Source organism: Bradyrhizobium yuanmingense (assembly GCF_025200905.1).
In the GTDB taxonomy this organism is placed as follows: domain Bacteria; phylum Pseudomonadota; class Alphaproteobacteria; order Rhizobiales; family Xanthobacteraceae; genus Bradyrhizobium; species Bradyrhizobium yuanmingense.
Genome location: NZ_CP104173.1, coordinates 1454507 through 1470424, shown reverse-complemented (window position 1 = coordinate 1470424; position 15918 = coordinate 1454507). Strand labels below are relative to the sequence as shown.

General features: G+C 62.7%; 10 protein-coding genes. 2 read left to right on the top strand and 8 right to left on the bottom strand.

Annotated elements, in window-relative coordinates; translation table 11 throughout:
- Positions 1–73: 73 nt before the first annotated feature.
- Both mdoH and N2605_RS06865 read right to left on the bottom strand, forming a co-directional pair.
- Positions 74–2194 (bottom strand): glucans biosynthesis glucosyltransferase MdoH, encoded by a 2121-nt coding sequence (mdoH, locus tag N2605_RS06870; protein ID WP_260346167.1) that lies wholly within the window; start codon positions 2192–2194, stop codon positions 74–76.
- Complete coding sequence (locus N2605_RS06865) at positions 2182–3687, bottom strand: glucan biosynthesis protein G (protein WP_260346166.1); 1506 nt, start codon at positions 3685–3687, stop codon at positions 2182–2184. Before N2605_RS06865 ends, mdoH begins: the two co-directional genes overlap by 13 nt.
- 219 nt (positions 3688–3906) lie before the next feature.
- On the opposite strand from N2605_RS06865, the gene N2605_RS06860 reads away from it, so the two are divergent.
- Positions 3907–4731: an SDR family NAD(P)-dependent oxidoreductase gene (locus N2605_RS06860; protein ID WP_036006856.1), complete on the top strand. Its 825-nt coding sequence runs from the start codon at positions 3907–3909 to the stop codon at positions 4729–4731.
- A gap of 244 nt (positions 4732–4975) precedes the next feature.
- On the opposite strand, the gene N2605_RS06855 is transcribed toward N2605_RS06860, so the two are convergent.
- The 3 genes from N2605_RS06855 to N2605_RS06845 form a co-directional block, all read right to left on the bottom strand.
- On the bottom strand, positions 4976–6595 hold the full coding sequence (locus N2605_RS06855; protein WP_260346165.1) for a tetratricopeptide repeat protein: 1620 nt from the start codon (positions 6593–6595) through the stop codon (positions 4976–4978).
- A 1004-nt stretch (positions 6596–7599) separates the two neighbouring features.
- Positions 7600–8091, bottom strand: a complete 492-nt coding sequence (locus tag N2605_RS06850) for a DUF4145 domain-containing protein (RefSeq protein ID WP_260346164.1) — start codon at positions 8089–8091, stop codon at positions 7600–7602.
- A 572-nt stretch (positions 8092–8663) separates the two neighbouring features.
- Positions 8664–9491 (bottom strand): hypothetical protein, encoded by an 828-nt coding sequence (locus N2605_RS06845; RefSeq protein ID WP_260346162.1) that lies wholly within the window; start codon positions 9489–9491, stop codon positions 8664–8666.
- 1419 nt (positions 9492–10910) lie between these two features.
- Here N2605_RS06845 and N2605_RS06840 point away from each other — a divergent pair.
- On the top strand, positions 10911–11297 hold the full coding sequence (locus N2605_RS06840) for a hypothetical protein (protein ID WP_260346161.1): 387 nt from the start codon (positions 10911–10913) through the stop codon (positions 11295–11297).
- Between the two features lie 887 nt (positions 11298–12184).
- Here N2605_RS06840 and N2605_RS06835 read toward each other — a convergent pair.
- The 3 genes from N2605_RS06835 to N2605_RS06825 form a co-directional block, all read right to left on the bottom strand.
- Positions 12185–13066 carry a terpene synthase family protein gene (locus N2605_RS06835; RefSeq protein ID WP_260346160.1) on the bottom strand — a complete coding sequence of 294 codons (882 nt, stop codon included), beginning with the start codon at positions 13064–13066 and terminating at the stop codon, positions 12185–12187.
- Positions 13063–14613 carry a hypothetical protein gene (locus N2605_RS06830; RefSeq protein ID WP_260346159.1) on the bottom strand — a complete coding sequence of 517 codons (1551 nt, stop codon included), beginning with the start codon at positions 14611–14613 and terminating at the stop codon, positions 13063–13065. Before N2605_RS06830 ends, N2605_RS06835 begins: the two co-directional genes overlap by 4 nt.
- A gap of 260 nt (positions 14614–14873) precedes the next feature.
- Entirely contained in the window at positions 14874–15872 is a 999-nt protein-coding gene (locus N2605_RS06825) for a polyprenyl synthetase family protein (protein ID WP_260347422.1), read from the bottom strand.
- Between the last annotated feature and the right edge of the window lie 46 nt (positions 15873–15918).

Sequence of the window (15918 nt, the reverse complement as noted above, 5' to 3'; positions counted from 1 at the left end):
AGGGAGAGAGCAATACCGGACTATGCAACGAGAAAAGCTTCGAACGGCCGCAGGACAGATCCAGGCCGCAGCTTCATCGCTTCTGCAACACGCTGGAAAGCGCCGGACCGTCGTTCAAGATCGAGAAGATTTCCCGCGAGGATAGATGCTCTGCGGCCTCCTCGAAAGTTTCGCTTGCATCGACCTTGGCACGGCCGACCGCCAGGTTGGCGTCGACCGTATCGGGCCTGGTGGCGCGAGGAGGCAGCAACTGCGCGAGGTGGAAGGCCAGGAGCGCGGGGTCTTGGCGCAGCTCCACCAAGGCGGGGCTGCCCCCTACGTCTGCCGACGCGCTGAGTTCGTTCGCTCGCCGCAGCACGGAAGGCGGCTCTCGTTCTTCGGGAGTAACAAACAATCTTCCGGAGGCGGGCATGGCGGTCAGCGCGCCTATGGGAACGGCGAACAGCAGCCCAACGATGACCGGCGACATCCAAAGCAGAAGGGGCACCGAAACCGCGTACGCGCTTGCGGCCATCGCAACGCCGCACAGGGTTGGAATGCCGTACTTCCGATAGAGTTCGCGGCGCTCCACCGTGCCGTCGTCGCGCCTCTGGGTCTGCCAGCCGGCATCGCGGCCGGCCAGAATCTCGACGACGGCGATCGACTGAAAGATCATCATCACCGGCGCCATCAGCGCGGACACGACGATCTCTGCGAGAACTCCGGCCGAAGCACGCAACGCGCCGCCGAACTGGCGTCTCACCGAGCCGCGCATCCAAACGAGCACGAGGCTGAGCAGCTTCGGCAACAGCAGCAGACCCATCGTGGCGACGAACACCCAGATGGCGAGCACGGGATCCTGGGCCGGCCACGTCGGAAACAACGAGAAACCCTTCGGAAAATACTCCGGCCGCACGAAGCGGGCCTGCAGCGAGATCAACATTCCCAGCAAGAGGAACAGCAGCCAGAGGGGCGCCGTCAGATATGCCCCTATCCCCACCATGAAATGCACGCGCGAGACCCAGTGGAGACCCCGCGCAGGCACGACGGCGAGATGCTGAAGATTGCCCTGACACCAGCGCCGGTCGCGCGCCGCGAAATCGAGCAGCGACGGCGGCACCTCTTCGTAGCTTCCGCCGAGCGCCGGCAGCATGTAGATGCCCCACCCGGCGCGCCGCATTAGCGCTGCCTCGACGAAATCATGGCTGAGGATGTGCCCGCCGAACGGCTTGCGCCCGCGCAACTGCGGCAGCGCAGCCGATTCCGCGAACGCCTTCACCCGGATGATCGCGTTGTGGCCCCAGTAATTGCCTTCCGAGCCGTGCCACCAGGCGACGCCAGCGGCGATCATCGGTCCGTACAGGCGGCCCGCGAATTGCTGGACTCGGCTGAACAGGCTTCGCGCGTTGACGACCATGGGGAGCGTCTGCACGAGGCCGGCGCTCGGATTGCTCTCCATGGCATGGACCAGTCGGACGATGGTCTGCCCGCTCATGAGACTGTCGGCGTCGAGCACGATCATGAAGTCGTAGGCGCCGCCGAACCGCGTGATCCACTCGGAGATGTTGCCGGCTTTCCGAGCCGTGTTGTCGGCTCGATGGCGATAGTACAGCCTTGGCGTTCCGACGGCCTGTCGCAGCACAAGGAGCGCTTTTTCCTCGGCGACCCAGATGTCGGGATCGGTGCTGTCGCTCAGAACGTACCAGTCGAACAGCCTTCCTTGGGAGGTCGTCTCCAGGGATTCGATGATCGCGCGAAGCCGCGCCGTCAATCGTTGCGGATCTTCATTGTAGGTGGGAAGCAGCATGGCGGTGCGGCTTGCGATCGCAGGCAACTCCGCCTCTGGCGCGAGGGCGCCCGGACGATGGGCCAGCAGCACGAAGAAGCCGGCCAGCGCGGAGGCGAACGAGAAGGCGACCCAGGCGAGCAGGACCAGGAAGAGCGCCAGCACCATGGCTTCAAGGACGGTGACGCCGCCGACCTGCAGCACGCGATACATCTCATATCCGCCGGCCCCCGTGAGCGCCGCCGTCGAGAGCAGAATGAGGCCGCGCCGCCAGGCCATTGCGGGGGCAACCGGCGCAGGAATACGGTCGGGTACCAGGCTTTTTCCGAGGTCGCCAGGAGCCATCGGAAGGGGGGCCTCCGTCGGCAGCAGGCGCTGGGTCGCGATATCGCCGGCAATCGGCCGCGGTGCGGTGCTCAGGGCGCCCATCGGTAGACCCAGACTTCCGACAAGGGCTTGTCGCCTTCGGCCAGGAACGCCCGCAGTTCGATCGGCTCGCCTTTGACCCGGCACTGGAAGCTGAGCCGCCAGCCACCGGTGTAGGGATTGGGCTGCGTGACGATGTTCTTCACCTCGGACTTCTCCGCCGTCACCACGCCTTTGACACCGGCAGGATCGACGCCCTTGAGGTTGTCGCCATGCAGATCGAGCACGAACAGGCGCGCATCTCCGCCCCTCGCTCCTATCCCGCTTCGCGTGAATCTGGCCAGCGAATGCGGCTTCGGGCTATCTGGCCCCCAATGCAGCCGATAGGTGTAGTTGTGTTCGCCCTTGGCCTGGAGCGGGCTTTTCGGGCGCCAGAATGCGGCAATGTTGTCGTGGATCTCCTCCTTGGTCGGGATCTCGAACAGCACGACGCCGCCCTCGCCCCAATCGCCGATCGGCTCCATCCAGAGACTTGGACGTTTTTCGAAGCTGGATTCGATGTCCTGGTAGGCGAAGAAGTTTCTTTCCCGCTGCATCAGCCCGAAGCCACGCGGATTGAGATCTTGGAAGGTGCTGATCTGGAGATCGCGAGGATTGCTGAGCGGCCGCCACAGGCTTTCGCCCTTCCCGTTGAAGATCGCAAGGCCATCGGAATCGTGGACGGAGGGGCGGAAATCGTCGATGTCGTTGCGGTCGTTCGGACCATAAAAGAACATGCTGGTCATGGGCGCGAGACCGGCGCGCGGCATCTCGACGCGCGGGTAGACCGACATCTCGACGTCGAAGACCGTGGTCTCCCCGGGGCGCACGGTGAACCGGTAGCTCGCGGTGCAGCTCTTGCTGTCGAGCAGAGCATGGATCACCAACGAGGTCGCACCCGGCGCCGGCCGTTCGAGCCAGAACGTCTTGAAGAGCGGAAATTCCTCGCCCTTGGCTTCGCCCGTATCGATCGACAGCCCCCTCGCGGAAAGCCCGTAGGTCTGCCCCTTGGCCACGGCGCGGAAATAGCTCGCACCTAGGAAGACGCAGACCTCGTCGTAATAGTCGGGACGGTTCATCGGCGCATGGATGCGGAAGCCCGCGAACCCGAGATCGCTGTCCTCGAACGGCGGGACCTTCTCGCCGAAGGAGAAGTCCGCCTTGCGGTACTTGAGCTCGGATGCCTTTCCGTCCGCGACCTCGAAGATGTTCACCCTATTCTTGTAGAAGAAGCCGCGGTGGAAAAACTGCGCTTCGAACGGAAGATTCTTGCCGCGCCAGAGGGACCGCTCTGGCAAAAAGCGGATCGAACGATACTGATCGTAGTCCAGGTCCTTCAATCCGCCCGGGAGCTTCTCGTCGGGCGCCTCGTACGGCTTGCCCGCCAGCCTCCGCGCCAGGTCCCTCACGGTGGACGGCCCGAAAATGTCATCCGAAGGGGCGGCCAGACTGCATCGGGAAGCAAGCAGCAACGCCGGCAGCACTGCCGACCCTTGAACAAGCTGGCGTCGGTTCACGTGCTCTCCCCGATCGTTACTGCTGCCCCGGCCAAGCAAACGACCATCACGCCCACGAGTTCCAGCCCGTCCGGCGCCCAACTCGAGGAGCGGCCAAATAGAGGTAAGCTAAATGCCCAAACCGGATGAAATTCGCCGTCCGGCAGTGTGCCTGGTGCAAGCGCTGGCGATCGGCTTCAATGTCGCAGCGGAGTGACATTTCATAGCAGGAAGAGGATCATGGCATCGCCTGACAGGACGAGGATTTTGGCTGGGCAGGTGGCCCTGGTGACCGGCGCAGGGCGAGGGCTCGGCCGCGCCTTTGCGGAAAAGCTCGCCGCGCTCGGTGCCAGTGTCGCGATACACGGCATGCGCGAGAACGGACCGGCCGAATATGGCGAGGGCACCACGCTCACTGCCGTTGCCGCGGAGATCAGCCGAGAATTCGGCGTGAGCACCGTGCGCGTGCTGGGTGATCTCACCGGGAGCGACGCAATTTCGCGGGTGATTGCCGAAACCGAGGCCGCTCTCGGGCCGATCGACATCCTCGTGCACAATGCGGGCGGCGATATCGCGGCTGCGGGTGGCAAGCCCGATCCGAACGATGCCGTGAACATCAAGGAAGCCGACATACGGGCCGTGCTGGAGCGGAACCTGCTCTCGACCATCCTGACCTGCCAGGCGGTCGCGAAGGGCATGATGGAGCGGCGGCGCGGCCGCATCGTCACGCTCGGCTCGGTCGCCGCCTTCAAGGGCCGCACCAACGGCTCGATCTATGCGGTGGCGAAGGCCGGCGTGACGCATTACACGCGTTGTCTTGCCGACCAGCTCCGTGCCTACGACATCGCCGTCAACTGCATCGCGCCCGGTGACACCCGCACCGGCCGATTTCTTGGCACCCGAGCGGTCGACCCCAACCGGATGGTCGAGACCGGGACGCTCGACCGCATCGCCACCGTCGACGAGGTCGCGCGCGTGGTCGAGTTTTTTGCAGGACCCATGGGTGCCTTCGTCTCGGGCCAGGTGTTGCGGATCGACGGCGGTGGACAGGCGTGGCCGGCGTGAGCGGTCGAAAATGTCACCATGTCGCAAGTCCGATTGTCGGGCACGATGCGTGACCCGCGGACAGGGCCCTTGCGCCGATGGACCAGGGGGCAACATGCCTCCGACAGGCGCCACTCATTGCAGGCGACCTAGCAGCGCCGTTCGTCCGCGCAAGGATGAGCCGGGATGGGCGGGGTGTACGATATTCCGAAATTCGGCTCAATACCGTGAATTTTGGCCGGCGCGACAGCCAAAGCCTTGCGTCTCATTTCCCGGCAACGAAGTAAAAATCCTGCCGGCCCGAGACCGATCCGTAGCTGAACGGCTTTTGTGCACGATTGGTCGCCTCCATGACGTCGTCACGCACGACGTCGAACAGCCGGCGCACCTCGAGACCGGGCTTGCGCATGTTGTTGACGAACGCCGTGGCGAACGGGCTGTTCCTGCCCTCTCCGTCGAGCGCCATCTCTCCGTCCTTGGCGGCATACACCACCAGCGTGCCTGCCTCGGGCTCGATCGCCGCAAGGCCGCGCGACACCGAACGCGACGCCAGCGTCATGGTACGCTTCATCCGGTTGGCGAAGGGATTGTCGCGGCAGGCATCGAGGACGATGAGGCGCAGCCGCTTGGCGCGTTCCGCCGCGTTCAACACCTGGTCCAGCGCCACGGCTTCGAAGCTGACGTCGCGGTCGGAGGCGATCTTCGCGTCGATCGGGATCAGATAGTTGATGCCGCCGACCTCCATGCCGTGACCGGCGTAATAGACCATCGCCCAGTCGGCGGTTTCCGCCTGCCTTGCAAAGTCGCGCAGCGCCGCAGTCAACGCATCCTTGCGCAGATCGGTCAGCAGCGTGACGGAATCGAATCCGGTGAGCTTGAGCGTATCAGCGACGAGCGCCGCATCGCGCGCCGGATTGGCGAGCGCTGCGACATTCTCATAAGCGGAGTTTCCGACCACGAGCGCGATGCGCCTGTCATTTCTGCTTGACGGTCCCGGCAGCGCGATGACCGACGTGGTGGTGGCGGGAACGGTCTTGATGGACGTATCGTCCAGCGCGGCGAGGCGTTCGCGCGCCTTGTCCATCGACCATTTCGCGCTGTCGTACTTCTGCGGAGCAGCCAGAGCTGCGTTGAAGTCGGCGCGGGCCTTTGCGACCTCGCCCAGCTTCTCGAACACCATTCCGCGGTTTACCAGCGCGCTCTGATGTTGCGGATCATTGCGCAGCGACTCATTGAAATCGGCGAGGGCTTGATCGTACCTGCCCTGAAGGAGATAGATGTCGCCGCGGTTGTTGTAGGCCAGCGTCGTCCTCGGCAAAAGCCGGATCGCCTCGCTGAAATCGGCCACGGCACGCTCGGACTGGCCGGTGTCCCGATAGGACAGTCCGCGATTGTTGAACGCATAACCGTAGGTCGGGTCAATGCGAATGACCTCGGAGTATTCGGCGATCGCCCGGGTGTGGTCGCCCTTGCCGGCATAGAGCCGCCCTCGATTGAAGTAGGCGAACTTGAACCTCGGATTGATGCGGATCGCTGCGTTGTAATCCGAAAGCGCGCGCTCGGAATCACCTGCAGCGGCATAGGCCATGCCGCGGTCGTTGAAGGCGTTCAGATTGTTTGCATCGAGCCGGATCGACTGGGTCAGGTCGGCAATGGCCCGATCCACCTCGTTCCGGCGAAGCAGGGCGGCGCCGCGATGCTGCCAGGCAAGCGCGTATTTCGGATCGATGCGGATCGCCTCGCTGAAATCGGAGATGGCGCGATCGTAGTCGCCCTTGTCGCCGTATTCGGCACCGCGATTGTCGTACGCCACGGCGTCGCGCCCGCCGCTCTTTGCGATCAGCCGCGAGCACGCGGCGATGCGGTCTTCATGGCCGCGCTGCACGCAGATTGTCCGGTCGTCTGCGGCCGCAAGATCAGCAGCTGCCAGAGAAGCGAAAAAAACGAAACTGAAAACCAGTGCAATCCGAATCCGCATGGTCGCCACCCTGCCTCCGAGCCGCAGTATAGACAGGAAAGGCGGCCGCGCCTGTGATGGTGATCACAGAGCCGTCGGTTGCCCAAGCTCGGAGCGGGGCATCAACATCACGCAGATGCGGCGGCGTGCCGCGGTCACCCCAGCCACACTTGCCATTCGCCAATCAGCCTCGAATTCCAAATGCGGGACGCAGTTCCGCGTTCTCGCGGCTGATTTCGCCCGAGCTTTGCCTGGTCGCTCCACCCTCTTGAGCCAAGAGGGCGCAGGGAAGGCCGGGTGCTGACATCGCACCCGCGGTCCGCTGCGCGAAATGCACACGCAGAAAACCGCACAGCAGCATACAGGTGGTGCCGATCACTCGGCCTTCCCTGCGCGATGGTCGGACGGCTTATGCCGCGCTCTCCCGGGAGCCGAGTTCCTTCTGGCCTCCCTCGCGCCTCGCGGAATTCACCGGCACCCGCGCCGGTTGACGCGACTACCGCCTCCGCAAGAGCTTGACCGTAGCAACGACGGCCAGGACCACACGGTTTTGCCGTACGCACGGCCCGCCATTTCGCCCGCAGTATTCCCAGCCCTGTCGACGGAGCCGGAAACTTACAGACGAGACGAAGCCTAGCAGCGCCGTTCGTCCGCGCGCGGCCGCGAGCTCACCGGGGACTACCCTCCCTGCCCGCACCTTTCGCGCCCGACGCTGCCGCGTCCACCGCAAGCCCGGCTCGCGATCAAGACGACGACGCGATCGCCCCTCAAGGATGAGCCGGAATGAGCGACATGTACGATATTTCCGAATTTCGGTAAATGGGAATATTTTTGCGGAGAGGGGTTGACGGGGTGGCGAAACAGGGAGCCTCGCTCGGCGGGCGACATAGGTGCAGCACTACATTATCATCGCGCGCGCAGTTTCCGGCGGGCTAGGAGGATATCCTTTTGGACTTCGAAGGCACGCGCTTGCCCATATTCTTTGCTTCATCTGCATGACCGAAGATCGGCGCCAGCACGCCTTCCACTACGTCCAAGGCCGTGTAAAGATCTTCTTCGGTTGGCTCATAAGCGCGATGCATCGCGGCATGCCCCACTTCGAGCGTCGGAAGAATGCTTTCGCGCTGCCTCTGCGAAATGAACCCCTCGCGTTGAAACGCATCTAGGTTCTTAATGAAACCTTCCCGATCGCCCACCTTTAGAATCATCACTTGTTCGAGGACAGCACGTATACCCATCGCTGCCAATCGATACTGTCCGCCAAACACAGCTTGATACACTTCGTGCATCAGATCGCCAATCGCCTCGTGCCCCGGCCAAAGACGCATCATCGATAGCCATTTTGGCATCTTTCGCGATACAGGAGACGGATAATACGAATACTGCCACTTCTCGTTTGCGAAATACGGATCGCGTACTGACATGGAGATTGTCCCGCACCCATCGCACTCGATGAGCCGGTGAATGTAGGAACCGTATTCGGAAGAGTTATTCTCTTTCCGGAATAGCACCGAGTGCTTTGTCTCCCGTACGCATCTAGAACACGGCGCTTGAACCTTTATCTTTTCTGCCATAGCTCTTTGTGCCCCTAGAAGCTTTTGGGCCTCTTCATTCGACGACTTCCACTGGCCATCCGAAATAAGAATACAGAAACTCCCCGCCCCCTTCTCTATCAGTCAGTTTCACTCGCAGGCGGAAGCGTGTACCAACAGGATAGATCTTTGGGTCCATCAAGTCTTTGCTGCATTCAACGCGTAAGTGCGTAGGAAACTCCTCGCCGGGCACAGGTCGAATATGCACTGGTCCGTGTAGGCCGGCGGTGCTCGCTGGGTAGTAGCTTTCGACAATGCAGTAGCGGTAAGGTTCATTTCTCTTCGCCATGGTCTCTTTCCATTGCCCTGTCCTATCGTTTTCTGTCTTCGGCTCGAAGCGCTCGGAGTGTTTGGAACAATGTGAGGGAGGGCGCGGTGCTCTGCTCCTCAGAGGCTCCGCTAACTTATGGCTTCTCAGTGGCGTCATGTACCTCGTAGATCTTGTACAATGCAGGTTCACCCCGGATGGTGCTCATTTCCCCATCCACGATGTACGCCATCTTGAATGGATTATCCTGTTGATCGACGATTGCCGCTTTTACTTCAGGACTCATGAAGCGAAGCTTGATGGGCCTCTTAGAGAACTTCTCGATTACACCTCGATCGCCTGTTTTTGCTTTGGCGTCGCCCTTCATTTGATAAAGCTGGAGCAGTTCACTCCTGAACCCACCACTGGTGGGTATCTCTGGACCTAAATAGCGTCGAGCCTGATTTTGCAATGCATTGGCGCGTTCGTGATTGATGATGATCGGCTGGATATTAACTGGAGCAGTATTGCCTTGAACATGAACATTGACAGTTAGCGTCGATCCACCATCTTTGGCGACAGGATCGACGATCTCTGAAACGCGTTCGACCGACGCTGGATTAACGGCTTTGACTTTTTTCGACTTGCTTTGAGCCAGGAGCAGAAAGTCGACGATCTCTTGCAGATTTGTCACAAAGCCCGCAAATACGTCGATGTGCTTGACAATGAACGAAGCCTGATCAAGCAGCGGCTCGAGGATCAACAGAATACTGCCGGTCTCGACCCTCGCCACATAAAGTCGAGAGTTGGTCGGTGCAGGTTCGTAGCGACCAACCACAAACTCTTCGTATTCTTGTCCTAATGCCTGCAGACTGCGGCCAAGATCGGTAATATCGATCGGACGCCTATTATCGAACCTGACCTCGAGCCGTGCTTCAATCTCGTGCCGGTCAGCACGGCGCACAACGATTTTCCTCGCCGCCATATCCCCACTCCCCGCGAAGGGATCATAGACCTAAATCTTAGGTAGATTCCACCTATCCGAAGGAAGTAACTCGCCTCTCACGGCTAAGTCAGCCATCGGAATTGACGGTCGTAAAAAGGTCCTTGCCGCCGGACTTTAGTTGATCGAGGGCGGCGATTGATGCGGAAGAATTTTGGTAGCGGGGGAGCGCTACCGCTTTTCCCCACATCAGCCAAGCCTACAATACCTTATGCATTAGGTGAGCCGGGCGCAGCAACTGTAGGCTCGCACCAGAGGGATGTTGAAAGGTACCCGGTCCAGGGGAGCGACCTCCGGCGCGGAAAGTCGAAAGAAGGGGCATTTTGGTTTGTCTCCGGTCGGATTTCCCTTGGCCTGGTTCCAGGTTCAATCCCGGAAGGGCAAAAGGCATTCGCTCCGCGTGACAATCTGATCGAGAGCGGCCACTGCTTGCGAACGTAAATAGAGACAGAAGAACAACGGAGCTCTCGCTATTGATCACCTTAATCGCCGTTTGTTCGCGAATTTCGGTCAATCCGTGGGTCAGCTAGCCTCGTTGTCCATTGGCGCGATGCCGCCCGCACGCGCCATCCGCCTGAGCATCATCCTACCTCGTGATGCAGGGATCTTCGTTTCCGACAAAAAAAACGGGTAGCGCCTTCTACTGAAGTGGACCTCGGCAACCTGATGGCGGTGACATAAACCCAGGTGCCGATCCCAACCGAGCCGGCCCGGACGAAGAGAGTGCCCGCATCGAAGAGGAGACCGATCACGCTCCAGAGCAGAACAGCGCAGTTTGAAAGCCCCTTCATGGACCCTGACGGCTTCGTAGCCGAAACGTCTGCTCCGATTGTTGTCCACGCGCAAAAAGCCCCTTCGAATGGCCGCGCCTCGAGTCCTGCGTCTTCCCTCGTTATCGATGAGTGCCGTAACGGTTGCCAGTTCTCGAATTGACATAAGTCCCGCCACGGTGTGATGGGCCGGATCCGCCCAAATAGCTGCCGCCATGATTGGTAGTGTGATGTCCGCCCGCCGTAGCTGACGCGCCCTCCATGTCCTCCACGTGCGTTTGCTTGTCCGATCACGCCGAGCAGCAACAGACCGGAAACTATTGCAATCAACTTCATATTTCGCCCGCCCCTTTCGAATGATGCGTATCCAAGCGCAGTCGATGCGGGACAACAACCTTTGATACGCGCAAAGTTTGCAGCTTTACGCCGTGAACAGCTGGAGCGGAGCCGTTTTCCGGCGAGTAACGCGCGTGCCCTGGTCCGCGAAACTTCTCGAGCTGCCAATGGAGCCGGTAACCTCGCCTGAATGCGAAGCCGATCGAGCAGAAATACCGCAGATAAGGACTCTCTACGCTGATTATCATCGTGGCCGCGATGCTAACGTAGCACTGCTACTTGCTTGGGGCCAACATTGTCATCGCCGAAAATTTCCGCCCAGTCGACTACTGCAGCCAATCGGGATCTAATCTTCGTAGTGATCGAGCGTCATCGCGAGCTGTCGGCGCATTACGAGGCGGCCCTGTCCGTATCGGCGAAGCTCGATGAGGGGCCGGAGTTTGATGCCGCCGACCAAATCAGCTGTCAAAGGAACCATGCTCTCGGGGAGCAAGCGAATGTGCTCATCCGTTCGAGGCCAACCACGATCGCGGGCGTTATTGCTCTGACCCGTTATGTCGGTAGTCTACGAGAGTGGGACCTGCCAGATGATGATGCGTGGTATCGGATTTTCTTAGAAGGGCTGGCAGACGCGATCGATGCAATCGCCATGGCAGAGCGGCTTGGGCAAAATGGCGATTAACATGGCGGTCGCTTTTATCTTCCGCGGCATACTTTTCTGGGGAGCAATTGCTGCGCTTCTCTATTTCGTCTGGAAGTTGCCCTTCTGAAGCCTGACGATTAGCGGCTTGTCCGAGCCAGTGTCAAGGCAATGAGGAACAGCGGCTTTTCAAGCACGGTAAGCAGCCGCTCCTGAACATGGCTGCGATATCAGTTTCGGTGGCCGTGCCCGAAGCTGATCCGTCTTAGAATCGTCGACCACGAACGCCTTGCCAGCGGCGCGGCAGGCGCGTTGATCGACTGCTGCAGAAGGGCGCGCGCTTGACAAAGATGAAGAGAACGGCAGCCCAGCAAGCGGGCCCGCTGTGCCAAGGAGGCCATGCCATAGCGTCGGTCACGGCCTGCACCGTCGGTCACCTATCTGCCCGTTAAGTGCCCAAGGAAACATTAGTTTCTCTGGAAATTGGGACACTTCCGGACATCATGGGACAGACGACCGCAGGAGCCGCGTTGGAGCAGCCCCTGCGGTCGGTGCCACGACGTTCCGCACGATCGCCACGGCGCCTGCTGGTTAGCACGTAGATCTGCCAGCGTGAACTGGCGCGCCCACGCTACGGCCACAGTTGGAGCTGCTCCAATCCGTTCTCGATTCCTCAAGTCGGGTGGAAGTTGGAAGCCACTTCAAAGGCCGAGCGGCCGCCTGCCCGGCGATGTCCGCGGCGAGGCGGGTGGCGGCCTTCGCCAAATCGGCACCCCCACGCTGCGCGTGGCGCTAGCGATCTGCGCGAGGACGCCGCGCCAGTCGCGGTCGCCCTCCACCCCCCCTCGGGCGACGGCGTTGCGTCGGATCGGACCGCGGCAGCGCGCACGCCGCCGCCTCCCGCGCGTTCAGGCCGGCGCACGGTGGCCTCACCCCGCAGAGTCGCTGCGGTACCGGGTGGCCGAGGTCTGGTAGTACTGCGCGGGGATGGCCGCCATGGCGTCAATCAACGGTCCCCACGGGGCCGGAAAGCGTTCTTCCGCCATCACCCGGTGCAGCGCGCGCGTATGGCCGGCCAGCTCGTCGTTAAGGAACTCCACCACAGGCATAGCTGGATAGCGCTGCAGCAGCAGGATCGCCGCGTTGTCGGCCTCGCTGGCCGACCTGTCCTTGTCGCGTCCATGCAGATCGTTCTGCAGGCGCCCTATCGCTGATATGAGCCGCAGGACCTGGCAAAACGCCGGACGCGCGCGCAAGGTCGCCATGTCCAGCCCCCACAGCAACGACAGGCAACAGAACACGTTCGCGTAGGCAATCGAATCGATGCCGTTGTGCAGGTACTCGGCGTAGGACCAGCGTTCCGCCCCTGCCGCGTGCGCATGTCCCGCGCGCAGCGCCGCGCAGTAGCGCCGGGTATCGTCGAGAAGCTGAGCATAGTCGCGACGATCGTAGGCGAGCGCGGCCAGCGAAGCGCGCAGCACAGCGCAACCCTCGAATCCGGGGATCACGCACGGCTCGCCCTGCCCCAGCGCTTGCTCCACGGCGGCGAGCTGCTCCGGCGCGATCAGGCCAAGGTCGTTGCAATCGTCGAGCCAGAACAGCAGCGCCAGTTCGCGATAGAACGCGACGATCAGCGTTTCGTCCTGCGGATCGCGACCGGTGCGGGTGCTGGTGTCGCTCAGGCTCGGGTGGATGTGCCGGAGGATGTACTGGCCGCCCCTGGCCGCTTCCACGGCATGCTCGTCGGCGAACCCGGTCAGGGAACGCCCCCACTCCAGCACCTGCTGCAGCACGCGCTCGGTCTGCATCATGGCGCCGCTCCTGCTCCCTCGGCCAGAACGCGCCGCCCCCAACGGAGCGCCAGCCACAACCCAGCGAGTTCGGCCACGCGCACGACCCGAGTGGGGCAATACAATTCCTTGCCGATCCACAGCGGCGTCTGCGGCAATGCATGCGCCGCATGGCGGGCGAGCATCCACTCCAGCGCACGTGCGACCACCCGCGCGATGCGCCGGCGCCCTGTCGCCTCTTCACTCCCGTCCATCACATGTAACGCGAACAGCGCGTACGCGGTTTCCTCGAATGTGGACGCGCGACCGGCGCCCCAGCCCCCGTCGTCGCGCTGCGCCTGCAGCAGCGCCGCCAGCGCGCGCTCGTCGCGCCACTGGGGCTTGCCTTGCGCCAGCGCAGCGATCGCATGCGCGGTGGGATACAACCACGAAACGTGCCATTTTTCGTTGTCCCATAGACCGTGCGGGTTGCGATTGGCCTCGACGTACGCGCTGGTGCCTGCGGCGGACTTTCCCAAGAATCGCAACGCATGCAGGGCATGGATGTTGGTCGACACCGAGGCATTGCGCTCGCCGGGGAAGGTGACGAACAGCTCGCCAATTTCGAAACGGCGCAATGCATCGGCCGCTGGGTCGCGGCCTGCAAGGTGCAGGACGCACAACGCAATGGCGGTGTCGTCCGCATCAGCCGCGAAGTGCAAGGCGGGCCCCAGACCGCGCACACCCAGACGGGCGTCGAGCTGCGCGACGATGACGCGGACCACCTCGGCGAGCGCGGGATGCGCGAACAGCCCGGCCAGATTCAGGGTGTACAGCGACCAGCATGGCTCGAACACATTGATCGGCCAAACGTTGGGAAAGACACCTTCGATGCCGCTGCGCGTCGCCCGTGATGCCATCTGCAGATACGCGTCGGCGCGCCCTATCTGCGGCGTGCTCCCCCGTGTCACCGCGTGCGCACGCCAGGCGGCAGTGGCGGCCGGACTGATGCCGATGCTGCCGTCGTCGTCCGGGCATGCGGTGGTCGGCGACGTCCCCCAGGCTTCCCAGGAGTGCAGCAACGGATGGCCGCACGGCAACACCGCCGCCGCCCCCAGCTTGATCAGGCACGCTTGCCGCAACGGCAACAGCGCTGGATGGCGGGGAAACGCTACGCCACCCAGCAAGGATGCAGCCTCACCGCAAAACTGCGGCAGGATCAGCTCCGCGCCGACCGGCGCGTCGTCCGGGACCGCGTGCGCGTAGGGATCGGGTTGGCGCTGGAGGAACCGGGTCGCAGCCTGGACTGCGTCGGCAGCACCGGGAAGCGGACCGGCACGCTGCAATGCCAGTAACGCTGCCCACGTGGGCGCATGGCGGAACAGCGGGAAGTCCGCGCTTCCCCATCCGCCGTCGGCCTGTTGCTGCGTGATGAGCCACGCGTATGCGTCCTGCCGACCGGTGACGTTGCCGTGGAAGCGCAGCGCTCGCGCCGTGTCGTAAACAGACGGACCGACGCTGCCGCCATCGCTCATTTCGCTCAGCAGGCGGCGCAATTCGGAAAGGATCTGTTCGAACAACGCGTTCACGGGGGATGTTCCTTTTGCAGACGGTTGACGAGAACCGGGACGGGCAGACGCCGCGCATGTCGCCGCAGGTCCCTCGCATAGCCAGCGCCGGACGGCCCTGCTTCGGCGCGCCCCCCCGATGCTGGCGCCGGTCCGCCGCATAGGCCTGCGCGCGGCCCAACCGCTGCGATCGGCGCCGCGGACTCGGACACAGCGCAGCATGCACAGCTGCCGTTGGCCGATCGCAGCGGCACAGGGCGCCTCCATTCGGACGAGCACGCTCATGCGCATGGCGCGTGCCTGAACAGATACGCGTTGGCCCGCTGTAGGAGTTGTGCCAACCGTTCCGTACGCGGCCCCAGCGGCGCGATGGACTCCCCGGCATCGCGCAACAGATCCAGCGCGAACTGACGTGCTGCCTGCAGTCCCATGATCGACGCGCAGGTCGGCTTCTGCGCCGCCGCGTCTTTGCCGGGAGTCTTGCCCAGCGTCGCGGTATCCGCTGTCACGTCGAGAATGTCGTCGATCACCTGCAACGCCAGGCCGAAACAGGCGCTGTAGTGATCGAGCGCACAGTACAGTGCAGCGTGCGCGGCATCCTCCGCGATAGCGCATAGCGCGCCCATGCGAACGGACGCGCGCACTAGCGCTCCGCTCTTCATCCGGTGCATCGCCACGATCCTGTCCAGCTCGACGTGCTTTCCAACCAGCGACAGATCCATGGCCTGCCCGCCTGCGGCACCCTCGGCTGACACCGCCTGCGCCAGTTCGCGCACGAGCGCGATACGATTGTCGCCCGGTGCATCCAGGCTCGCCAGGGTCAGGAAGGCGTGCGCCTGCAGCGCATCGCCGACCAGGATCGCGGTAGCTTCGCCGAACTTGACGTGCACGGTCGGAAGGCCGCGGCGAAGCACGTCGTCGTCCATCGCGGGCAGATCGTCGTGGACCAGGGTACAGGCATGCATCATCTCGATGGCAGCGCCGACGTCGTCGAGCATGTGGGCCGGCGTGTCGGCCAGTGCGCCGGCAGCCAGACAGAGCAAGGCGCGGGTGCGCTTCCCGCCGTGCAAGGTGGCGTAGCGCATCGCCGCTATCAGCTCGGTCTCACCGTGATGTTCGGCGCAGAGAAGACGCGCTAGCACGTGTTCAACCCGCTTTGCGCCGTCCTGCATCCAGATCACGGGCGGCAGCTCGCCGGATGCGCTGCGCGCCTGCGCGCCCAATCCGCCGAGCACGGGATCACCAGTTCTGTCGTCCTGTGGCGTGGAACCGGTCTGCATGTTGTTCATGTCCTTGTCCCCTTACAGGCGAGCCGCCGCGGGGCAC